The following is a 22,856-nucleotide window of genomic DNA, read 5'->3' on the forward strand; positions in this document are numbered from 1 at the left end:
GGCCTAGTCGGCGGGGCTTTTTCACGCCATATGCAGGCGCGTGACCAAGCCTCGCATCCTGCTCATCGTCGGCGGCGGTATCGCAGCCTATAAATCGATCGAACTCGTCCGCCTGCTCCGCAAGGCGGGGTACATCGTCCGCTGCGTGATCACGCGCGCGGGCGAGCAGTTCGTGACCCCGCTGACGCTCGCGGCACTCAGCGAAAACAAGGCGTACACCAATCTCTTCGACCTCAAGGACGAGGTCGAGATGGGGCATATCCAGCTGAGCCGCGAGGCCGACCTCGTCGTCGTCGCGCCCGCAACCGCCGACCTGCTGGCGAAGATGGCCGCGGGTATCGCCGACGACCTTGCAACGACGCTGCTGCTCGCGACCGACAAGCCGGTGCTCGCCGCGCCCGCGATGAATGTGCGCATGTGGCTGCACGCCGCGACCCGCCGCAACGTCGCGACGCTGCGCGGCGACGGCGTCACGGTGATGGAGCCCGACGAGGGCGAGATGGCGTGCGGCGAATATGGCCCCGGCCGCCTGCCCGAACCCGAAGCGATCAAGGCCGCGATCGATGCGGCGCTTGCGAGCGCACCCGCACCGGTTCCGTTGACCGGCCAGCCCGATTTCGCGCCCGCGAACCATCGCCCGCTGTTCGGGCGCCGGATCCTCGTCACCGCGGGGCCGACGCACGAGCCGATCGATCCGGTGCGCTATATCGCCAACCGGTCGAGCGGGAAGCAGGGCTTTGCGATCGCGGCCGCCGCCGCCGCCGCCGGCGCCGAGGTGCTGCTGGTTGCGGGACCGGTCGACCTGCCCACCCCGCCCGGCGTGATTCGCGTCGATGTCGAGACCGCGGTCGAAATGGCGGCCGAGGTTGCAGAGGGCCTGCCCGTCGATGCCGCGATCATGGTCGCCGCGGTCGCCGACTGGCGCGCCGCCGACACCGCACCGCAAAAGATCAAAAAGGACGGCAGCGGACAGGTCCCGCCGCTCGCCCTCGCCGAAAATCCCGACATTCTGGCGACGGTCGCTCAAAGCCCCGACCGACCGCCGCTGCTGATCGGCTTTGCCGCCGAAACCAACGACGTCATCGCGCATGCGCAGGCGAAGCTCGTGCGCAAGGGCTGCGACTGGATCGTCGCCAACGACGTCGCCGCCGACCCGATGGGGGGCGCGAACAACCGGGTGCATATCGTTAGCAAAGACGGCGTAGACAGCTGGGACCGGCTGCCCAAGGACGCCGTCGCCCGCAAATTGATGGAAAAGATCGCCGATGAGCTCGACACAAATGCACCCCTTGAAAGAGATTGAAATCGCCATCCAGCGGCTGCCCAACGGCGGCGGCCTGCCCCTGCCCGCCTATGCGAGCGACGGCGCGGCGGGGATGGATGTCGTCGCGGCCGAGACGTTGACGCTCCGTCCCGGTGCGCGCCATGCGGTCGCAACGGGCTTCGCGATGGCGATCCCGGCGGGTTACGAGGTGCAGGTGCGCCCGCGTTCGGGCCTCGCGCTCAAGCACGGAATCACCTGCCTCAACACGCCGGGTACGATCGACAGCGACTATCGCGGCGAAGTGAAGGTGATCCTCGCCAATCTGTCCGAGGATAATTTCGAGATCGCGCGCGGCGACCGCATCGCGCAGCTTGTCCCCGCGCCCGTCCAGCGCGCCACCTTTGCCGAGGTCGAAACGCTCGACGAGACCGCGCGCGGCGCGGGCGGTTTCGGCTCGACCGGGGTTGCGAGCGCGAGCGGTGAAGAGGTGCCCGACGACGATTCCGTGCCCGACAATGTCGGATCGCTGTCCGCCATGAAGATACGGCAGCCGGGCGAATAGGTGGCGGTCGGCGTCGCCGTTCTGTTGCTCGCCGGATCGGTTCCGATCAAGGTCGAGCGGCCGTTCAACGACGCGGCCGCCCAGGAGAGATTCGTCGCGCGGCTGTCCGACCCGCTCGCCTTGCACGAAGACCGGCGGTGCGGTGATTATAATATGATGATCGGGATCACCCTGCCCCCGAAGGCTGCGCCACGCGACATCAGGATAGAGGCGCCCGACTGTGCATGGGAACGCGTCATCCATGTCAGAAAGTGGCTGCAAACAGCGCCGCGGACCTACTTCAAGCCTGTCCGTCACACCACGCGATATCGGTTCCGCGTTGCGATGCGGCTGCCACAATGAGCCTGAGCGACGCCGAACTCGACCGGTACGCGCGCCAGATCATCCTGCCGGCGTTCGGCGGCGCCGGGCAGGCGAAGCTGAAGAGCGCGCATGTCGCGATCATCGGCGCGGGCGGGATCGGCTGTCCGGCGATCACCTATCTGGCCGCGGCGGGCGTCGGCAAGCTGACGATCATCGACCATGACGTGATCGAGCTGTCGAACCTGCACCGCCAGCCGCTGTTCACCGATGCCGATATCGGCGCGCGCAAGGCCGATGTCGCGGCCGATGCGGCGCGGCGGATCAACCCGCATGTCGAGGCGGTCGCGGTCGCCGAACGGCTCGACGATGCGAACGCCGAAGCGCTGCTGTCGGACGCAAGCCTGATCCTCGACGGCTGCGACAATTTCGATACGCGGCTCGCGGTGAACCGCGCCGCGGTCGCGCTGCACGTCCCGCTGCTCAGCGCGGCGATCGGCGCGTTCGAGGGGCAGGTCGCGCTTTACGAAGGCTGGAGAGCGGGACAGGCCTGCTACGCCTGCCTCGTCGGCGGCGATCCAGACCGCGAGGGGATCAATTGCGCCGAAACGGGCGTGATGGGTGCGCTCGCGGGGATGGTCGGCACGATGGCGGCGCTGGAGGCGGTGCGCGCACTGACCGGCTGGGGCGCGCCGTTGACGGGCCGCCTCGCCATCGTCGACATGCTCGAGCGGCGCTGGCGCGAAGTCGGCGTGCCCGAGGATCCCGAATGCCCGATATGCCGAGCCTGAACATCATCGTCGCGGTCGCCGAAGGGCGGCGGCTATATGCCGCGCTCGAGGCCGGAATGGCGGCGGCGGCGCTCGGCCGCGCGGTGCGTATCTTCCTGCAGGGCGAGGCGGCGGCGCTGCTCCGCGATCCGGTCGCCTTCGCGGGCGACGAGGCGCGCCGCGCGGCGGGGCAGCCCGACCTCGCCTGGCTTGTCGAGGAAGCGATCGCGATGGAGGTCGCGCTGTTCGTGTGCCAGTCGGGCATGGCGCTCGTCGGCATCGCGGCGACCGAACTGGTGCCGCATGTCCGCGCCGCCGGGCTCGTCAGCTTCCTCGCCGAGGTGAGCGCCGAGGACCGGCTGATCGTCTATTAGGACCGGAACTCAGGGATTGTCGCACACCTTGATCGCGTCCGCCTCGGGACGCTTCCCCTCGGGCGCGAAGCGCGCGAGATAGCCGCCGGCATGCTGCTTGTCGTCGTAGGAGACGAGCTTGTAGCCCACCGCCTCAAACTCGCAGACGAGCAGGCGGAACGGCGTGCCGTGCTGCGCGATCGGCCGGTCGCCGTCGACGACGATCACCTGCCCGCCCTTGCGCAGCGCCGGGCGCAGCCGCCACAGGAAAGCATAAGGCTCGCCGATCTCGTGATACATATGGACCATGAAGACGCGGTCGAAGCTCGCCGCGGGCAGGCGCGGATCGTCGACCGCGCCAAGCTTCAGCGAGACATTGTCGAGCCGTTCGCGCGCGACGCGGTCGGCCAGCCGTTCGATCACCTCGGGAATGATGTCCTGCGCGAGCACACGACCGCCCGCGCCGACCCGCTGCGCGAGGCGCACGGTGTAATAGCCGTCACCCGCGCCGATGTCGGCGACGGTCATGTTCGGGCGGACGTCGGCGGAGTCCATGACGTCCTCGGCCTCGTTGACGCGGTCGCGCGCTTCCTCGGTCGACCATTTGGTCGAGACGGTCGGCGCCACCGGCCGGTCGGCGGGCGGAAATTCGCGTGCGGTCTCGGTGCGGTCGCTGTCATCGTCCCACGGCGCATCGCAGCCGGCCAGCAGCGGCAGGAGCGCCAGCAGGACGACCGCGGCGCGCTTCATCAGTCGATGTCCTCCACCTCGACCTTTTCGCCCGTCACCTTCTGCGACAGCGCCGCCGCCATGAAGGGATCGAGCGCGCCGTCGAGCACATCACCCGGCGCGGTCGAGGTCACCCCGGTGCGGAGGTCCTTCACCAGCTGATAGGGCTGGAGGACATAGGAGCGAATCTGGTGGCCCCAGCCGATCTCGGTCTTCGCCTGATATTCTCCGCTCGCCGCCGCCTCGCGCTTCTGAAGCTCGGCCTCGTACATCCGTGCCTTCAGCATCCCCATCGCGGTCGCGCGGTTCTTGTGCTGCGAACGGTCGTTCTGGCTCGCGACGACGATGCCGGTCGGGATGTGCGTGATGCGCACCGCCGAATCGGTCGTGTTGACGTGCTGGCCGCCCGCGCCCGAGGCGCGATAGGTATCGATCTTGAGGTCGCCTTCGTTGATCTCGATCTCGATATTGTCGTCGATCACCGGATAGACCCACACCGACGAGAAGCTGGTGTGGCGGCGCGCCGAACTGTCATAGGGCGAGATACGAACGAGGCGGTGGACGCCGCTTTCGGTCTTCGCATAGCCATAGGCATTCTCGCCCTTCACCAGCATCGTCGCCGACTTGATTCCCGCCTGTTCGCCCGCCTGATATTCGACCAGCTCGACCTTCATCCGGCGTTTTTCGGCCCAGCGCATATACATGCGCTGAAGCATTTCGGCCCAGTCCTGGCTTTCGGTGCCGCCGGCGCCGGCATGGACTTCGATGTAGCAGTCGTTGGCGTCGGCTTCGCCCGCGAGCAGCGCCTTGATCTTGTCTTCCTCGGCGCGTTCGGCAAGCGCGGCGAGCGACGCGACGGCCTCGTCGACCATCGCCTCGTCGCCTTCCATCTCGGCGAGTTCGATCAGTTCGGCGGTGTCGGCGCATTCGGTTTCGATCGCGCGCGTCGCGGTGATCGCCTCGTCGAGCCGGCGGCGCTCGCGCATCACTTCCTGCGCCGCCTTCGCGTCGTTCCACAGCGTCGGGTCTTCGACCTTCGCATTGAGTTCGTCGAGCCGCCGCACCGCGCGGTCCCAGTCGAGGAAGCGGCGCAGCAGCGCCAGCGCGGCGCCAATCTTGTCGATATGATCCTGCGCTTCGGCGCGCATGTCCTTGCTCCTGAAATATGTTGATCCCGCCCTTACGGCCAGAAAGGCCGCAGGGGAAGGCGGTGCCGCGCCGTCAGATGATGCCGCCGCGGTCGTCGAGGAAGTCGCTGTCGGTGCGTCCCGACGTCCCCTTCTGCGTCGGCGCGCTCTGCCGCTTCGGCGCCTTGATCGGCTTGATTTCGTCTTCGCGGATCGTCCGGCGCGGTTCGCTTTCGGGCTTGAACGCCTCCCAGATGATCGACGCCTTGGGATCGGTGCCCGGCCAGGCGCCATAGACGCGGCGGCCCGACTGGCGGTCGATGCGCACCATGCGCACGCCCTTCGGCGCCGAGAAGGGGATCGGCTGGCGATCGGCGAGCGCGGCGAGCGCGAAATCCTTGAAGATCGGCGCCGCATAGCTGCCGCCCTGCGCATAGCCGCCCATGCTGCGCGGCTGGTCAAAGCCGATATACATGCCGGCGACGACGTCGGGGGTGCCGCCGACGAACCAGACGTCGTTCGGGCCCGAAGTCGTGCCCGTCTTGCCGAACAAAGGCACGTCGAGATCGCGCAGCCGCACCGCGGTGCCACGCTGGACGACGCCTTCGAGCATATGGACGACCTGATAGGCGGTGATCGGGTCCATCAGCTGTTTGCCCGAGCGCGCGAAGCGCGGCATCGGCCGGCCGTCCCAATCCTTCTTGTTGCAGCCCTCGCACGGCCGCCAATTCTTCGGAAAGATCACCTTGCCGCGGCGGTCCTGCGCGTAATCGATCACGCGCGGTTTCAGCTCGCGGCCATGGTTGGCGAGCATCGCGTATGCATTGGTGATTCTTTCGACCGTCGTCGACCCGGCGCCGAGCGCGGTCGACAGATAGGGTTCATGCTTGCCGATCCCCATCGTGCTGATCATGTCGACCACCGGCTCCATGCCGACCTGACTCGCCGCGCGCACCGTCATCAGGTTGCGCGACTGTTCGAGGCCCCAGCGCATCGTATGTTCGCCCGACCCGCCCGCACCGCCGAAGTTGCGGAAGCATTTGTTGCCGAAGCGCGCGCCCTGATAGACGCAGAACGGCCCATCGACGATCATCGTCGCGGGGGTCATGCCATTGTCGAGCGCGGCGGCGTAAACGAAGGGCTTGATCGTCGAACCCGGCTGGCGTTCGGCCTGCGTCGCGCGGTTGAACGGCGAGAGGCGGACGTCGAAGCCGCCCTGCATCGCATAGATACGGCCCGAATGCGGGCTTTCGACGACCATCCCGCCCGAAACCTCGGGAATATTGCGCAGCGCGTAGCCGCTGCCGCCGGTCGATTTGACTGCGATCAGGTCGCCCGGGCGCATCGCCGAAAAGGCGCTGCCGCCGGTCTTGCGATAGCCCATCGTCGCCGCGCTCGCGGGCAGCGTGCCGGTGTCGCCGTTGGCAAAACCGATGCGCGCGGCGCCCGCCGATTTGGAAATGACAGTGGCGACGCGCCAATTGTCGTAATCGATGCCGATAAAGCTCGACGCGAGGCGGCTCTGCCACTGGTCGTCGGCCTCGATCGTCGCGATCGGCCCCGACCAGCCCTTGCCCGCATCATAGCGCTGGAGCCCCTTGCGCAGTGCCATCGTCGCGCCATCTTGCATCTTGCCGTCATAAGGCGTGCGGACCCAGAGGCCACCGGCATAGACGCTGAGCGGGCCATCCTCGGCGGTCTCGCCGAACTCGGCGATCAGCTGGCGCCGCACCTCTTCCATATAATAGCCGCCGACCTGTGCGATCGCGGTGTTGCCCGTGTTGGTCAGGCCGAGCGGCATCGCGCGCGCGGCGTCGCGCTGCGCGGCCGTGATCCAGCCGTTGCTCTCCATCGACCCGAGCACGAAATTACGCCGCGCCAGCGCCTCGCGCTCGAAGCGGGCGCGGCCGTATTTCTCGGGCGCCTTCGGCAGGATCGCGAGGAAAGCCATTTCGTGGAGCTGGAGCTGGTCGACATCCTTGTCGAAATAGGCGCGGCTCGCCGCCTGCACCCCGAAGCTGCGGCGGCCGAGCGGGATTTCGTTGAGATAGAGCTCGAGAATCTGTTCCTTGGTCAGCGCACTTTCGATGCGCATCGCGAGAATCGCCTCGCGTACCTTGCGGCGATAGCTGAGTTCGTTGGTCAGCAGCAGGTTCTTCGCGACCTGCTGGGTTATCGTCGAGGCGCCGACGGGACGGCCGCTGCTCGTCAAATTGGTGATGATCGCGGTCGCGATGCCCGGATAGTCGATGCCGCCGTGGCTGAAGAAGGTCTTGTCCTCGGCCGCGAGGAAGCTGCGCACCAAAAGCTGCGGATATTCGCTATATTCGAGCTGGACGCGGCGTTCGCGCGCATAGCTGTGCACCGGCTTGCCCTCGCCGTCGCGGACCATCGTCGGCAGCGGCGGTTCATAATCGCGAAGCTGGTCGACCGAGGGCAGGTCGCGCGCAAAAATCGCCCAGATCAGCACTATGCCGAGCAGCCCCGCGAGCAGGAGGTAGCCGAGCCAACGGAACCAGCGCCGCGCCCACATGTCGCGGAACCAGGCGATGACGGCATTGCCGTCGCGGCGGAGGCGAAGGCGGAAATCGGGCGGACTGTCGGCGGCCATATGTTTCCGCCTCTAAAGCCTGACTCGCCGAAAGGGAAGTATGGTTGCGGCGAGGTGCACGACTAGTCGGCGGCGGTCAGGTCGAGCAGCGCCGCGCGCAGCATCGATGCAACTCCGGCGAGCACGGCGTCGGCCGAAACACGGTCCTCTTCATACAGCATCTCGTCGGCCGCAAAGCCGAGTTCGACCGCGAGACGGAGGCGCAGCCACAGCGTTTCCCAGTCGATCCGGGGAAGGTGCGGCGCGCAGGCATCGACGAGGCGGCCGGTGACATGGCGGTGCGATTCGAGCCGGATGTGGACGAGGCGCGGCGTCGCGTGGAGCGCGCGCAATATCCACACCGCACCCGGTTCGGCGCGCGTCGCCGCAGCGTTTTCTGCAAGCAGCTCGCCGATATGATCGGCCATCGCAGCGATCCCGCCGGACGCGTGGCGCGCGAGCCAGCCGTCGAGCACCGCATTCTGGCGCTCCATCAGCCGCCGCCCGAGCGCTTCGAGCACCGCATATTTGTCGCCGAAATAGCGATAGAGCGCCGGCGGGCTCAGCCCGGCGCGCGCCGCGATCATGTTGGTCGAGATGCGCTCGATCCCGACCTCGGCGAGCAATTCGCCCGCGACGTCGAGCAGGCGGCCCTGCGTTTGATGCGCGCGCGCCTGCTGCGGCGGACGGCGCCCGGCGAGCGTCACCGCGCGGCGCCGCGCGCGCTCACCGGCCAGATGTCGACGAGCGTGTCGCCCGCGACGACGTGGTAGAAATCATAGAGGTTCACCGTCGGGTCGCAGTGCGGCACGGTCAGGCTGACCGGATCGCCGGGCTGGAGTTCGGTCCCGATGCCCGGCGCGATCAGCGCGGCATGTTCGTCGCCCATGAAGGCAAAGAAGGCGGTTTCGGGCGCGCCGCGCTGCACCACCGCGACGCCGCCGTCGGTCGAGAGCGATTTATAGCCCGAATCGATGGTGACGAGACCGCTGTGGTTCGCGCTGACGACGCGCGCGTCGACGCTCAGCGACACCTCGAACGGCGCTTCGCCGCCGTCCGCGATCTCGCAATCGAGATATTGCTTGTCCATGAAGACATAGCTGCCCGCCTGCAATTCGGTGAACACGCCGAGGTCGAGGTCGATCCGGTGGGTGCCGGTGCCCGATCCGGTGACGATGCCGGGCGTGAAACCCGCATCGGAAAGCGCGGCGATCACCTCCTGCAAATAGGCGGTGCGCTCGACGATCGCGGCGCGGCGGTCGGCGTAGCTTTCGATATGCTGCTGCGACCCGCAGTAGAATTGCACGCCGCGATAGTCGAGGTTCGGCGATGCGGCGATCGTCTTCGCGAGCGCGACCGCCGCCTCGGCCGATGCGACGCCGGTGCGCGCGATGCCGGGGTCGATGTCGATGATCACATCGAGCCTCGCTCCGGCGGCCGCCAGCGCCGCATCGAGACGCCCGGCGACGTCGACATGATCGACCACCGCCATCAGCCCCTCCGCCGCCGCCGCGAGCGCCGCGAGGCGATCAACCGCTGCGGGCGCCGCGACGGGCGAGGTGATGAGGATGCCGGTCACGCCGCCCGCGGCGAGCACCTCGGCCTCGCCGATCTTGGCGCAGCAGACGCCGACCGCGCCTGCGGCGATCTGGCGCCTCGCGATATCGACGCTTTTGTGCGTTTTCGCGTGGGGGCGGAGCGCGACGCCATGCCCCGCGACGAGCGCCGCCATTGCCGCGATATTGCGGTCGAGCGCTCCCACATCGAGGACGAGCACGGGGGTGTTGAGGTCGGCGCGCGAGCCCTGCCGGCCGATCAGATGGTCGTGCAATTCACGGTCGGTGGTCATGCGAACAGGCTCTCCATATGCGCGTTGAGGAATTTACCGTGCGGGTCGGCGGCGCGGCGCACCGCAATATAGCGCCCCGCCATCGGGTAAAGCGCCGCGACGTCGGCGCGGTCCAATGTGTGGCGTTTCGCCCAATGCGGGCGCCCGCCCGCGCCGCGGAAGATGGCCTCGGCATCGGCGAACAGCGCCGCCCACGGTATCTTCGCATATTGGTGCATCGAAATCGCCGCGACCGGCCCCGCGTTCATCGGGCTCATCCAGATATCGTCGGCCGCGACGGTGCGATATTCGAAGGGAAAGGTCACGGGCAGGCGTTTCCGCCGGATCCAGCCCACCACCTCTTCCAACGCCTGCAGCCCGACGCTGCGCGGCATTTCATATTCCATTTCCTCGAACCGCAGCGTGCGGTCGGACGGGAAGATGCGGTGCGCGGGGCCACGGCGTCGCCCTGAAATCCCGCTCTTCATCATCAGCCGCTGGAGGAAGGGCGTCAGGAACGGCAGGCGCGCCGAGATGTCGAGGATGCGGCGGAAGGTCGCCTCCTCCATGTCGGTCGTCGTGGGGGGCGGGTCGCACGGGCCGCACGGATCGAGCGTTTTCAGGATCACATCGTCGCTGTGCGGGAAGAACCAGAATTCGATATGCCGGTGCTGCTGCGCCAGATCGTCGTAGCTTTCGCAGATTTCGGCCCAGCGGCGTTTCTCGATCCGTTCGGCGAGGTGGAAGGCGGGGACGACCGCGACCTCGATTTCGGTCGCGACGCCGAACAGCCCGAGCGACAGGCGCTGCGCCTGATAGAGGTCGGGGTTCGTCGTCGCATCGCACCAGTGCGTTTCGCCATCGGCGCCGACAAGCGCGAATCCGCGCGCAAAAGTCGCGAGCGAGCCGAGATCGACGCCCGTGCCATGCGTGCCCGTCGCCATCGCGCCGGCCAGCGATTGCGGATTGACGTCGCCCTGGTTGGCGAGCGCCAGCCCCTCCTCCCACAGCGCCGCGGTCAGCCGCCGGATGCTCCACCCCGCGGGGATGCGCGCGGTGCGGCGATCGGCGGCGATATGGATCGTGCCCGCCATGTTGTCGAGGCTGACGATCAGCTCGCCCGATTCGCACAGCGGCATGAAACTGTGCCCGGCGCCGGTGACGCGCAGCCGGTTCGCGCTGCGAACGAGCGCCGCCAGTTCGTCGACGCTTTGCGGACGCGCGACCTCGGCCGCCGCGGTGACACTTCCCGACCAGTTGCTCCAGCCCATGCCGCTCTCCCTGTGCGGCGAAGCTGTCGCTGCACAGAAAGTTAGTCAAGACTACATTTTGGCCGCCGGGCGTGTCAGCGCGCCGTGATCCGCCGCGCGAAGTGGATCTGCACCGCGTCACGCACCCCGCGCGCGACCTTCTTCTGCCCTGCGGGCGACGCGAGGAACTCCGCGTCGCCCTTGTTCGAGATAAAGCCCGTTTCGAACAGCACCGACGGCGTGTCGGGTGCTTTGAGCACCACGAAGGAGGCGAAACGATGCGCATGGGTGCGGAACGTCACCGCCTCGCCCGCCTCGCGCTGGAGCAGCCGGGCAAAGTCGGACGCGGTATTCATCGTCTCGCGCTGGGTCAGGTCGAGCAGGATCGACGACACGTCGCCGCTGTGCGCGCCGAGGTCGACACCGTTGATGATATTCGCCTTATTCTCGCGCGCCGCAAGCCGCGCCGCCTCGCGGTCCGAGGCAACTTCGGACAGCGTGTAGACCGACGCCCCGCTCGCGTCGCGGTTCTCGGCGGCGTCGGCGTGGACCGAAATGAACAGGTCGGCCTTCAACCGCCGCGCGATGCCGAAGCGTTCTTCGAGCACGAGAAAGCGGTCGTCGGCGCGTGTCAGGGCGACGCGCACGCGCCCCGAGGCGAGCAAATCGGCGCGGATCGCGCGGGCGAGCGCCAGCGTGATATCCTTTTCGCGGGCACCGCTGTGCGGGCTGATCGCGCCGGGATCGTGCCCGCCATGCCCGGCATCGATCACGACGAGCGGCAGGCGGCTGTCCGCCGGTCCTTCGATCCGCGGCAGAGTCACCGACGGTTTCGGCTTTCCGATCGGGACTGTGACGCTATAGCGCTTCCCGGGCCGCCTGGCGCGGAAATCCGCGGACGGCTGGCGTTCGGCGCGCGCGCCGCGCGTGACGCGTTCGAACGCTTCCGCCGAACCGGCGGCCAGAAGGCGCTCTTCCGCACCCGAATCGCGAGCCGCGACCGGTCCCGCCAGCGCCGCCGACGGAATCCCGATCATGCCAAGCAGGACGAGCAGGTGGCCCATGCGGCGTCTATGCCGCCCGCAATGCGCGATGGTCCAGCGCTTATTGAAAAACACGCGCCCCGCGGCGGCAGAATGTCGTGAACCGGGCATTAGCCACCGCACACGAGCGCCCCTCCGCCGGCAAGCTTCGCCCGCGATTCAATCGGTTTCACGATGATGATATTCTTGCAACAGCGCGCCGCCATCCCATCTTTGCACCGTGGTTGTGGTTGCCGTCGGCCCGTGCCGATGCTAGCACGCCCTCACTGACGGTGTCGTTCCCGGTGCCGTCCGGCCTTTTGAGGGGAAGGCCTGCTCCGCGAAACCGCGGAACATGGCCGCCTTGGCGCCGGACATACGGGGAAGGGCGACCTGCCGTCAGTCCACCCGGTTGACCGGACAGTCGGGGCGTGCGCATCACGCCCGCCCTGCCCGCCCGCTCATCCCGTAACAGGTTGATGCCGCATGAGGCTTGCCATGCCCTCTTTGGATCCCGACGCGGGCGCTTTCGCCCCGGCCGTCGCCGGATTTGAAGACCGCATGCGCGTCCACGACCGGACGCAGGCCCTTTTCGGCAATAACGTCTTTTATCCTTTCACCCGTATCCGCCGTGGCCTTTCCTCGGGGAGGGTCGCGGGATTTTTTGAGGGCGCGCCGAGGCGCGCTTGGAGTGTATCTAATGACCACGCGCATGTTGATCGACGCGCGGCACCGGGAAGAAACCCGGGTCGCCGTCACCAAGGGAAACCGCATCGAGGAGTTTGATTTCGAGTCCGCCGAGCACAAGCAGCTCAAGGGCAATATCTATCTGGCCAAGGTAACCCGTGTCGAACCGTCGCTTCAGGCGGCGTTCGTCGAATATGGCGGCAATCGCCACGGCTTCCTCGCGTTCAGCGAAATCCACCCCGATTATTACCAGATTCCGAAGGAAGACCGCGACGCGCTGCTGCGCGAAGAGGCCGAACATGCCGCCGCCGCCGCGCAGCGCGCCGAGGAAGACCTCGACGAGCTCGAAGGCGATGTCGCCGACGTCGAATATCATGACGAAGACGAAAATGGCGATGCCCCTGCCCCCGAAACCATCGGCGAAGACGCCGATGGCGACGAGGAAGAGGCTGCCGAAAACGGCGACGCCGAGGATGGCGAGAGCGAAGAAGGCGCCGAGGAAGGCAAGGATGGCCGCGGCGACCGCAAGCGCCGCGGGCGTGACAGCCGCAAGGGCGGCCGGGGCCGCGGACGCGGGCGCCGCAACGACGACGAGGACGGCGAAAGCCGCATGTCGCTGCGCCGCCGCTACAAGATCCAGGACGTCATCCGTCGCCGCCAGGTGATGCTGGTCCAGGTCGTCAAGGAAGAACGCGGCAACAAGGGCGCCGCGCTCACCACCTATCTGTCGCTCGCCGGCCGCTATTGCGTGCTGATGCCGAACACGATGCACGGCGGCGGGATCAGCCGCAAGATTTCGAACGGCGCCGATCGCCGCAAGCTGAAGGCGATGATCGACGAACTCGCGCTGCCGCCGACGATGGGCTGCATCGTGCGCACTGCCGGGATGAGCCGCACCAAGGTCGAGATCAAGCGCGACTTCGACTATCTCGCACGCCTGTGGGACGAGATTCGCGAGAATACGCTGGGCAGCTCGGCACCGGCGCTGATCCATTCGGACAGCGACCTCGTCAAGCGCGCGATCCGCGACATCTATCACAAGGACATCGAGGAAGTGCTCGTCGAGGGCGACGAGGGCTACAAGGCCGCGAAGCAGTTCATGAAACTGCTGATGCCGAGCCATGCACGCCGCGTGAAGCAATATGCCGATCCCGTCTCGCTCTATCAGCGCTACGGCGTCGAGGACCAGCTCGCCGGGATGCTCAATCCCGTCGTCCAATTGAAATCGGGCGGTTATCTGGTGATCAACCCGACCGAGGCCCTGGTGTCGATCGACATCAACTCGGGCCGGTCGACGCGCGAGCATAATATCGAGCAGACCGCGCTCAGCACCAACCTCGAGGCCGCGGCCGAAATCGCGCGCCAGCTCCGCCTGCGCGACATGGCAGGCCTTGTCGTGATCGACTTTATCGACATGGATCATGGCTCGAACGTCCGTAAGGTCGAACGCGCGATGAAGGATGCGCTGAAGAACGACCGCGCGCGCATCCAGGTCGGCCGCATCTCGGGCTTCGGCCTGATGGAAATGAGCCGCCAGCGCCTGCGCACCGGCGTGCTCGAAGCCTCGACGCGCCCGTGCCCGCATTGCGAGGGCACCGGCCTCGTCCGCACCGCCTCGTCGGCGGGCCTCAGCGCGCTGCGCCTGATCGAAGAGGAAGCCGCACGCGGCAAGGGCAACAAGATCACCCTGCGCGCGAGCCAGGAAGCGACCTTCTACCTCCTCAACGAAAAGCGCCGCGAACTGCGCGAAATCGAGGAACTCTACGGCGTCACGGTCGAAATCCTGCCCGACGGCGAAACCGAAGGTGCGCGCATGGCGGTCGAGGTCAGCGGCCCGCCGCCGATCGCGCGGCGCAGCTTCGCCCCGATCGCGCCGATCGAAGACGATGACGACGATTATCCCGAGGACGAGGAAGAAGAAGCTGAAGAAGAGGCGGCCGACGAACGCCCCGCGCGTTCGCGTGACCGCGAAGAAGGCGCCCGTGAGGACGGCGAAGGCGATGGTGAGGGCCGCAAGCGCCGCCGCCGCCGCCGCCGTGGCCGCCGTGGCCGCCGCGACGACGAGGGCAATGAAATCGTCGAAGGCAGCGACAGCGAGGACGACCGCGAAGGCGACAGCGCCGAGGCCGACGAAGGCGAAACCGCGCCGGTCGAGGTGGTCGAGGCTGCCCCCGAGGCGGACGCCGAAGAAGCCGAAGCCAAGCCGCGCCGCCGCCGGGGTGGCCGTGGCCGCAAGAAGGCCGATACGGTAGAAACCGCCGACGAGACCGCAGCCGAGGCGGAAGCCGCACCGGTAGAGGCGGTCGAAGCCGTCGAAGCGGTCGCCGAAGAAGCCCCGGTCGCCGAGGAAAAGCCGAAGCGCAAGCGCGCGCCGCGCAAGACCAAGGCTGCGGCCGCCGCCGAAGCCGCGGCAGCAGAAGCCGAGACGGTCGTGGCCGAAGCTCCGGTCGAAGCCGCAGCGGCTGAAGCCGAAGCCCCCGCCGCCGAAGCCGAACCCGCCAAGCCCGCGCCGAAGAAGCGCGCCAGCCGGGCGAAAAAGGCCGTCGCTGCCGAAGCCGCTCCGGAAGCCGCCGCCACGCGCGAGGCCGAACCGGTTGCCGCGAACGGCGACGAGGAAGGCGAAAGCCCCGACGGCGAACCGCGCCGCGGCTGGTGGCAACGCACCTTCGGCAATTGATCGTGCAAGCCGATCTGGCGGCAATCGATCGTGCAAGCCGATCGGGTGGCAATTGATCGGCGGCAACTGATCGCAGAATTCGCAAGCTGACCTTGCGTCCGCGCGCACTGGCCCCCAATAAGCCCATATGGCTTCACTTGGGGTTCAGGCGCGCGGCGCAAGAGAGGCGGGGATGACCGCTTTCCCGCCGCAGACCGTGTCCGGGGTGCAAAGGCTGCGCCCGATTTTCCGTATCCTGCTGACATTGCTCGCGATGTTCGCCATCGCGATGCGCCCGGCGATGGCGCAGTCGATCCTGCGCGACGCCGAAACCGAAGCCCTGTTCCAGGACATGATGGATCCGCTGCTCGTCGCCGCGGGGCTCCAGCCCGGACAGGTGCGCGTCCATTTGCTCGGCGATCGCAGCATCAACGCCTTTGTCGCGGGCAGCCAGGACATTTACGTCTTCAGCGGGCTGATCGAGGCCGCCGACAGCGCCGAAGAGGTGCAGGGCGTGCTCGCGCACGAACTCGGCCATGTGATGGGCGGCCACGCGATCCGCGTGAACGAGGGCGCGAAAACCGCGACCGGCATCTCGCTGCTCAGCCTGCTGCTCGGCGCCGCGGCGATCGCGGCGGGTGCGGGCGAGGCCGGCATGGGCGTGATGATGGCAGGCCAGCAGGCCGCGCTCGGCAAGTTCCTCGCCTTCAGCCGCGTGCAGGAATCGACCGCCGACGCCGCCGGCGCGCAATATCTGTCGAAAGCGGGGATCAGCGGCCGCGGCAGCCTGGCCTTCTTCAAGAAATTGCAGAATCTCGAATTCCGCTATGCCGTGAAGCAGGACGACGATCAGGCCTATGGCCGCACCCACCCGATGTCGGGCGACCGTATCCAGGCGCTGCGCGAGGTCTATGTGATCGACCCCGCGTGGAACAAGCCCGCCGACCCCGCAATCGAAAAGCGATTCCAGCGCATCAAGGCCAAGCTGTCGGGCTATATGACCGAGCCCGAGCGGACGCTGCGCAAATTCCCCGAAAGCAACACCAGCATCCCGGCGCGCTATGCCCGCGCCTATGCCTGGCACAAGAGCGCCTATCCGCAGAAAGCGCTGGCCGAGGTCGAAGGGCTGCTCGCGACCAATCCGAACGATCCCTATTTCCTCGAACTCGAAGGCCAGGTCCTGCTCGAATCGGGGCGGCCGAAGGAGGCGATCCCCGCGCTGCGCAAGGCGGTCGCCCAGTCGCGGTCGCAGCCGTTGATCAGCGCGACGCTGGGCCACGCGCTGATCGCGACCGAGGATCCGGGCAATTTCGCCGAAGCCGAAGAGGTGCTTAAAACCGCGGTGGCGCTCGACAACCAGAACCCGTTCGCCTGGTACCAGCTCGGGATCGTCTATGCGAACAAGGGCGATCAGGCGCGCGCGGCGCTCGCCTCGGCCGAACGCTACAGTTTGGAGGGTGGACAGTCGGGGCTCGCGCTGCGTAATGCCGAAGCCGCGATGCAGGGCCTGCCCCAGGGGTCGCCCGACTGGATCCGTGCACAGGATATTTCGCTGGTCGCTCGCGCCGAGGTGGAACGCGAGCGCAAACGGCGTTAGATTCAATCGAGATAAAGCGGGAACCGCATCGCCAATGATGCGCAAGGGCAACAAGTGACTGATAGAAAAGACGATTATTACCAGCCGTGGCTGCGCGACCCCGCGCCGACGCCGGGGGCAGCGCCGCTGCCGCCCGCGGCGCCCGACGAGGGATTGGCGAAACCGCGCGAAACGCCGCCCATCGGCATCGACGTGTCGCGCTATCCCGCGCAGGACGCGCCCGCGCGCAAACCCGTGGTCACATCGGACCAGATCGGCGCCGCCGCCGCCGGGCTGTGGCGCGCACTGCGCACCGGCAGCAGCGCCTTTGCCGAATGGACGATCCGCGTCGGCGAACGCGCCGACATCCCCGCGCGCGTCGAGGCGATGGAAATCCCGCGCCGCTCGCGCGAGCTTGCCGCGAAAACCGGCGCCCTGACCGCGCGTACCGCGCGCGCGGCGGGACGCGGATCGGCGCAGGCGGGCCGCGCCGCGGCCAAGGCGAGCGGCGAGGCGTGGGACAAGATGGCGCTCGGCGACAAGGCACGAAAGCTGTCGAGCGAGGCCGGGCGCGGGCTTGGCGAAGTCGCGGAAAAGACCAAGGCCGGGGTCGTCGATATCGCCAAGGCGAGCGGCGAAAGCCTGCGCGACGGCATCGGTGATGCCGCCAGCAAGCTGCGCCCAGCGCCGCGCGAGGAGCTGGCGCCGCCGCCTTCGGGGCTCGAACAATTGCTCGCACGCGAAGAGGCGGAGGCGAAAGCAGCGGCGGTAGCAAGCGCCGCGCCGGACCTGCCGCTGTTCGCGGGCGACGCGGCGATCCCGGCTGTAGCGAAGCCGGCGCCCGCGGGCGCCGCATATGCCATGGAAGGCGACGACCGTTCGCCGGTCGCGCAGCCACCGAAAAAGACCGCGGGCGCCAAAGCCATGGCGTCGCAGCGCTTGCCACGCATCGAGGGGACCGGGATGGAAGGCGTTTTCACGCGTAAATGGGGCCTGGCGCTCGGCGGCCTCTTGCTGCTTGCCGCCGTATTCTGGCTCGGCGGCCGCCTCGGCGGCGGGATGAGCAAGGGCGAGGTCGAGACCATCGTTGCCGACTATATCAAGGCGAACCCGCAGCTCATTCCAGAGGCGCTCGAAGCGCAGCGCGGGCGCGAAGTCGCCAAGGCGATCGACGCGATCCGCCCCGCACTCGAAAAACCCTATGCGGGCGCGTGGGCGGGCAACGCCGACGGCGACGTCACTTTGGTCGTGTTCACCGACTATGCGTGCGGTTTCTGCCGCGCGAGCGTGCCCGACGTCGACCGGCTGATCCGCGAGGACAAGCGCCTGAAAGTCGTGTTCCGCGAACTGCCGATCATCGCACCGCAGAGCCGCGATGCCGCGATCATGGCGCTCGCCGCCGCGCGGCAGGGCAAATATGACGCCTTCCACCACGCGATGTTCGCGGCGGGCTCGCTCGACAAGGCGGCGATCGCGGCAGCGGCCGAGAAGGTCGGCGTCGTCACCGACGGCACCGCCGACGCGACCGCGAACGAAGCGCTGTTCCAGCGTGAACTCGACAGCAACCTCGCGATCGCGACCCAGCTGCAGCTCAACGCCACCCCGACGTGGATCGTCGGCAACCAGCTGTTCCAGGGGCAGATCGGTTACGACGGGCTGAAACAGGCCGTCGCGAAGGCCCGCGCGGCGAAAAGCTGAACGGCGCGGGCATGGCGACCGTCTCGCACGATGAAGCGCTCGCCAACGCCCGCCGCCTGCTGAACGGCGAACCGGCTGCCGCGCTCGCGCAGGCGCAGGCGATTATCGACGCCGTCCCCACCTCGGCGGCGGCGCACCGCCTTTCCGCCCATGCCTTGCGCGCGCTGGGCCGCGAGGAAGCGGCGCAGGCGGCCTCGCTTGCGGCGGTCGGAGCGACGATCCACGACGAGGCGATGGTCGACGCGGCGCTCGCGCTCGCCGAGGACCGGCTTCCCGACGCCGAGGCGGCGCTCCGCCAGCGGCTGCGCGAGGATGCAACCGATGTCGCGGCGATCCGTATGCTCGCCGAGGTCGCCGGGCGCATCGGGCGCTATGACGATGCCGAAAAATTGCTGTCGCGCGCGTTGCAGCTCGCGCCTGGCTTCGGCGCCGCGCGCGCCAATCTCGCGACCGTCTATTACAAGCAGAACCGCTTCGCCGAAGCCGCCGCGACGCTCGAAGCGGTGCTGGGCGACGATCCCGACAATCCCGCGCACGCGAACCTGCGCGCCGCCGCGCTCGGGCGCATCGGCGGCTATGACGAGGCGCTTGCGCTCTATGAGGAGCTGACGCGCCGCTTTCCCGACCATGCCAAGCTGTGGATGAGCCATGGTCATATGCTCAAGACCGTGGGGCGGCAGGACGACAGCATCGCCTCCTATCGCCGCGCGCTCGCTGCCGATCCGGGGCTTGGCGAAATCTGGTGGAGCCTCGCGAACCTCAAGACCATCCGCTTCGACGTCGAAGATCGCGCCGCGATGGAAACCGCGCTGATTGCCGCCGAACCCGAAGGCGACGCGCGCGCCGACGACCGGCTGCACCTGCATTTCGCGCTCGGCAAGGCGTATGACGATGTGGCCGAGCATGAGCCGGCCTTTCGCCATTATGCCGCGGGCAACGCGATCCGGTCCGCCCAGCTCGGCTATCGGTCCGCCGAAACAAGCGCGATGGTCGACGCGATCATCGCCGCCTGTACGCCCGAATTTTTCGCGGCGCGCGCGGGCGTCGGCGACCCGGCACCCGATCCGGTCTTCATCCTCGGCATGCCGCGCGCCGGGTCGACGCTGATCGAACAGATCCTCAGCTGCCATTCGGCGATCGAGGGCACGATGGAATTGCCCGATATCCCCGCGCTCGCGCTCGGCCTCGGCCGCGAGGCGTATGACGACGGCCGCCGCTGGATCGAGGCGCTGGCCGAAACGCCGCCCGCGCGGCTCGCCGAACTCGGCGCGGCCTTCCTCCAGCGCACCGCGGTGCAGCGCAAGACCGCCAAGCCCTTCTATATCGACAAATTGCCGAACAACTGGCTTTACACCGCCTTCATCCGCCTGATCCTGCCGAATGCGAAGATCATCGACGCGCGGCGCCATCCGCTCGATTGCTGTTTTTCGAACTTCCGCCAGCATTATGCGCGGGGGCAGGCGTTCAGCTACGGCCTCGCCGACGTCGGCGGCTACTACCGCGACTATGTCCGGTTGATGGCGCATATCGACGCGGTGCAACCGGGCCGCGTCCACCGCGTGATCCACGAAGCCTTGCTCGACGATCCCGAGGCCGAAGTACGCGCGATGCTCGCCTTTCTGAACCAGCCCTTCGAAGAGGCGTGTCTGGCCTTCCACGCCAGCGCGCGCGCGGTGCGCACCGCGTCGAGCGAACAGGTGCGCAAGCCGATCAATCGCGACGGCGTCGGCCAGTGGCAACCCTATGCGGCCTGGCTCGACCCGCTCGAGCACGCGCTCGGCCCGGTCCTCGGCGCCTATCCGGCCGCTCCCGCCGATTTCGGCTGAACGGCGCGCGACAAAACGTTGCCTTTGGGCAACAGCGGACGACATTTTCGACCAGCGACTGCGCCGCCGCGCCAACAATGCTTGCGCTTGCGCGATGCTGCGTCATGCTCCGTCACAGGACTGTCATGTGAGGGGGATTCCATGCGGAAACTATCGGCAGCATTGACCAAAAGCGGCGCTTTCCTGCTTGGCAGCACGATCTTGTGCACGTCGGGAACCGCGCTGGCCCAGCAAAGCAACACCAACGACGACCGCGACATCGTCGTCACCGCGTCGAAGCGCGAACAGAATCTGCAGGATGTGCCGCTCGCGATCACCGCGATCGGGACCGAGCGGCTCGACGAGCTGCAGGTCAAGGAATTCCAGGACGTCGTCAAATTCCTGCCGTCGGTGACAATCCAGACCGCCGCGCCGGGGTTCAGCCAGGTCTATTTCCGCGGCGTCGCGTCGGGCGAGAATGCCAACCATTCGGCGTCGCTGCCGACCGTCGGCACCTATCTCGACGAAATGCCGATCACGACGATCCAGGGCGCGCTCGACATCCACGCCTATGATCTCGCACGCGTCGAGGCACTCGCGGGGCCGCAGGGCACGCTCTATGGCGCGAGTTCGATGGCGGGCACGATCAAGCTCGTCACCAACCAGCCCGACACCAGCGGCACCTATGGCGAGGTCGGGGTCGAGCTCAACAATGTCGCGCACGGCGATTTCGGCGGCGTCGTCGAGGGTTTCATCAACGCCCCGCTCGGCGAGCGCGCGGCGCTGCGCCTCGTCGGCTGGTACCGCCACGACGCGGGTTATATCGACAATATCCCGGGCAGCCGCACCTATCGCATCTGGCAACCGACCGACACCGACGGCGATGGCGAGAATGACACGCTCGTCGATGCACCCGGCGACGACATCACCCAGACCAACGCCGATCTGGCGAAGAAGAATTATAACGACGCCGACACCTATGGCGCGCGCCTCGCGCTCGGCATCGATCTCGACGACGACTGGACATTGCGCCCGACGATCATGGGCCAGATCCAGAAGACCAACGGCAGCTTTGCGCAGGAGCGGTCGAATTCGGTCACCGGCAAGCTGCAGACGGTCCAGTACAATCCCGAATCGTCGAAGGACAAATGGCTGCAGGCCGCGCTGACGATCGAGGGCAAGCTCGGCAACTGGGACCTGACCGTCACCGGCGGCCACCTCCGCCGCAAGACCGATGTCCAGAGCGACTATTCGGACTACGCCTATTTCTATGACGCGCTCGCCGGATCGGCGGTCTATCTCTATGACAATGCCGGCGACCAGATCAGCCCCAACCAGTATATCAGGGGCATCGACCGGTACCGCCGCAATTTCTTCGAGGCGCGCGTCGCCGCGCCCGCCGATGCCCGCATCCGCTTCATCGGCGGCCTCTTCTGGCAGCGCCAGAAGCATAATATCGAACAGCATTATATCATCGACGACCTGTCCGACGACCTCGAGGTCCCCGGCACCGTCGACAATATCTGGCTGACCAAGCAAATCCGCGTCGACCGCGACTATGCCGCGTTCGGCGAAATCAGCTTCGACATCACCGACAAGCTGACGCTGACCGGCGGCGGCCGCGTGTACAAGTTCGACAACAGCCTCGTCGGCTTTTTCGGGTACAACAACCCCGGTTTCAGCAGCAATCCGGTCTATGCGTGCCAGGGGCCGCCGGTGGTCGACGGGTCGCCGTGCACCAACCTCGATAAAAGGACGAAGAAGACCGACTTCATCCACAAGCTCAACCTGACCTACAAGTTCAACGACGATGCGCTCGTCTATGCGACCTGGTCGCGCGGTTTCCGCCCCGGCGGCATCAACCGGCGCGGCTCGCTGCCGCCTTACGGGTCGGATACGCTCGACAATTACGAATTCGGGTGGAAAACGAGCTGGGGGCCGGTGCGCTTCAACGGCGCTGTCTATCAGCAGGACTGGAACGACATCCAGCTCTCCTTCCTCGGGCTCAACGGGCTCAGCGAAATCCGCAACGCGGGCGTCGCGCGCATTCGCGGCATCGAACTCGACCTCGGTTACCGGCAGAACGGCTTCTCGATCAACGCGGGGATGAGCTATAATGATGCCGAGATCCGCCGCGATTTCTGCGCCATCGCCAATCCCGAGTTCGATTGCTCGCTCGATGCCGACCTCGACGGAAGCGGTGCGATCGACGATGATAGCGAAATCAACGCGACGCTGGCGCCGAAGAGCACCAGCCTGCCCGTCACGCCGAAGTTCAAGGGCAATATCGTCGCCCGCTATGAATTCCCGGTCGGCGACCTCAACGCGCATGTCCAGTTTGCGGTCAATCATATCGGCAAGCGGCGCAGCGATCTTCGCACGCAGGAAAATAGCATCAAGGGGATGTTCGACGCCTATACGACCGCCGACGTCAGCGTCGGGGTGAAGGGCGAAAGCTGGAAGGCGGAGGTCTTCGCGACCAATTTGTTCGACAGCAACGGCACTATCAATGCCGGCGTCCAGTGCCTCGAAACCACTTGCGGCGATCCCGACGGCGTGACTCCGAACGGCGGTGTCTTCTACGACACGGTCGTGCGGCCGCGACTGATCGGGGTCAAGGTCAGCAAGGAATTCTGACC

The 22,856-nt window shown here is 67.2% G+C and carries 16 protein-coding genes and 1 pseudogene; 10 read left to right on the forward strand and 7 right to left on the reverse strand.

Features of this window, described 5'->3' with window-relative positions:
- The first annotated feature begins 40 nt into the window (after nt 1-40).
- The 5 genes and pseudogenes from coaBC to VGN62_RS06615 all read left to right on the forward strand — a co-directional run bounded on the left by coaBC (nt 41) and on the right by VGN62_RS06615 (nt 3,270).
- Nucleotides 41-1,303, forward strand: a complete 1,263-nt coding sequence (coaBC, locus tag VGN62_RS06595; protein WP_327452043.1) for a bifunctional phosphopantothenoylcysteine decarboxylase/phosphopantothenate--cysteine ligase CoaBC — start codon at nt 41-43, stop codon at nt 1,301-1,303.
- Nucleotides 1,281-1,727: pseudogene (gene dut / locus VGN62_RS06600) on the forward strand (dUTP diphosphatase); the annotation flags it as partial. The gene coaBC and the pseudogene dut, both read left to right, overlap by 23 nt.
- Nucleotides 1,728-1,826: 99 nt before the next feature.
- A complete protein-coding gene (locus VGN62_RS06605; RefSeq protein WP_327452045.1) occupies nt 1,827-2,168 on the forward strand; it encodes a hypothetical protein in 342 nt (113 codons plus the stop codon).
- A complete protein-coding gene (locus VGN62_RS06610) occupies nt 2,165-2,917 on the forward strand; it encodes a HesA/MoeB/ThiF family protein (protein WP_327452047.1) in 753 nt (250 codons plus the stop codon). Before VGN62_RS06605 ends, VGN62_RS06610 begins: the two co-directional genes overlap by 4 nt.
- A complete protein-coding gene (locus VGN62_RS06615) occupies nt 2,896-3,270 on the forward strand; it encodes a DsrE family protein (protein ID WP_327452049.1) in 375 nt (124 codons plus the stop codon). The genes VGN62_RS06610 and VGN62_RS06615 overlap by 22 nt, the downstream gene beginning before the upstream one ends.
- 9 nt (nt 3,271-3,279) lie before the next feature.
- On the opposite strand, the gene VGN62_RS06620 is transcribed toward VGN62_RS06615, so the two are convergent.
- The 7 genes from VGN62_RS06620 to VGN62_RS06650 form a co-directional block, all read right to left on the reverse strand.
- A complete protein-coding gene (locus VGN62_RS06620) occupies nt 3,280-3,999 on the reverse strand; it encodes a class I SAM-dependent methyltransferase (protein ID WP_327452051.1) in 720 nt (239 codons plus the stop codon).
- Nucleotides 3,999-5,126 carry a peptide chain release factor 2 gene (gene prfB, locus VGN62_RS06625; RefSeq protein ID WP_327452054.1) on the reverse strand — a complete coding sequence of 376 codons (1,128 nt, stop codon included), beginning with the start codon at nt 5,124-5,126 and terminating at the stop codon, nt 3,999-4,001. Before prfB ends, VGN62_RS06620 begins: the two co-directional genes overlap by 1 nt.
- A gap of 73 nt (nt 5,127-5,199) precedes the next feature.
- Entirely contained in the window at nt 5,200-7,716 is a 2,517-nt protein-coding gene (locus tag VGN62_RS06630) for a penicillin-binding protein 1A (RefSeq protein WP_327452056.1), read from the reverse strand.
- 62 nt (nt 7,717-7,778) lie between these two features.
- A complete protein-coding gene (locus VGN62_RS06635; RefSeq protein WP_327452059.1) occupies nt 7,779-8,402 on the reverse strand; it encodes a TetR/AcrR family transcriptional regulator in 624 nt (207 codons plus the stop codon).
- Nucleotides 8,399-9,544 carry a DSD1 family PLP-dependent enzyme gene (locus VGN62_RS06640; RefSeq protein ID WP_327452061.1) on the reverse strand — a complete coding sequence of 382 codons (1,146 nt, stop codon included), beginning with the start codon at nt 9,542-9,544 and terminating at the stop codon, nt 8,399-8,401. Before VGN62_RS06640 ends, VGN62_RS06635 begins: the two co-directional genes overlap by 4 nt.
- Nucleotides 9,541-10,794 (reverse strand): D-arabinono-1,4-lactone oxidase, encoded by a 1,254-nt coding sequence (locus VGN62_RS06645; RefSeq protein ID WP_327452063.1) that lies wholly within the window; start codon nt 10,792-10,794, stop codon nt 9,541-9,543. Before VGN62_RS06645 ends, VGN62_RS06640 begins: the two co-directional genes overlap by 4 nt.
- A 74-nt stretch (nt 10,795-10,868) precedes the next feature.
- Nucleotides 10,869-11,927, reverse strand: coding sequence for an N-acetylmuramoyl-L-alanine amidase family protein (locus tag VGN62_RS06650; RefSeq protein WP_414713251.1), 1,059 nt, complete (start codon nt 11,925-11,927; stop codon nt 10,869-10,871).
- A 568-nt stretch (nt 11,928-12,495) separates the two neighbouring features.
- Between VGN62_RS06650 and VGN62_RS06655 the strand changes: the two genes are divergently transcribed.
- The 5 genes from VGN62_RS06655 (at nt 12,496) to VGN62_RS06675 (ending at nt 22,854) form a co-directional block, all read left to right on the forward strand.
- A complete protein-coding gene (locus tag VGN62_RS06655) occupies nt 12,496-15,159 on the forward strand; it encodes a ribonuclease E/G (protein ID WP_327452067.1) in 2,664 nt (887 codons plus the stop codon).
- 172 nt (nt 15,160-15,331) lie between these two features.
- Nucleotides 15,332-16,735, forward strand: coding sequence for a M48 family metalloprotease (locus tag VGN62_RS06660; RefSeq protein WP_327452070.1), 1,404 nt, complete (start codon nt 15,332-15,334; stop codon nt 16,733-16,735).
- A gap of 54 nt (nt 16,736-16,789) precedes the next feature.
- On the forward strand, nt 16,790-18,412 hold the full coding sequence (locus VGN62_RS06665; protein WP_327452072.1) for a thioredoxin domain-containing protein: 1,623 nt from the start codon (nt 16,790-16,792) through the stop codon (nt 18,410-18,412).
- A gap of 11 nt (nt 18,413-18,423) precedes the next feature.
- A complete protein-coding gene (locus VGN62_RS06670) occupies nt 18,424-20,238 on the forward strand; it encodes a tetratricopeptide repeat-containing sulfotransferase family protein (protein ID WP_327452074.1) in 1,815 nt (604 codons plus the stop codon).
- Between the two features lie 141 nt (nt 20,239-20,379).
- On the forward strand, nt 20,380-22,854 hold the full coding sequence (locus tag VGN62_RS06675) for a TonB-dependent receptor (RefSeq protein ID WP_327452076.1): 2,475 nt from the start codon (nt 20,380-20,382) through the stop codon (nt 22,852-22,854).
- Nucleotides 22,855-22,856: the final 2 nt, after the last annotated feature.

The organism is Sphingopyxis sp. (assembly GCF_035998905.1).
Lineage (GTDB): Bacteria > Pseudomonadota > Alphaproteobacteria > Sphingomonadales > Sphingomonadaceae > Sphingopyxis.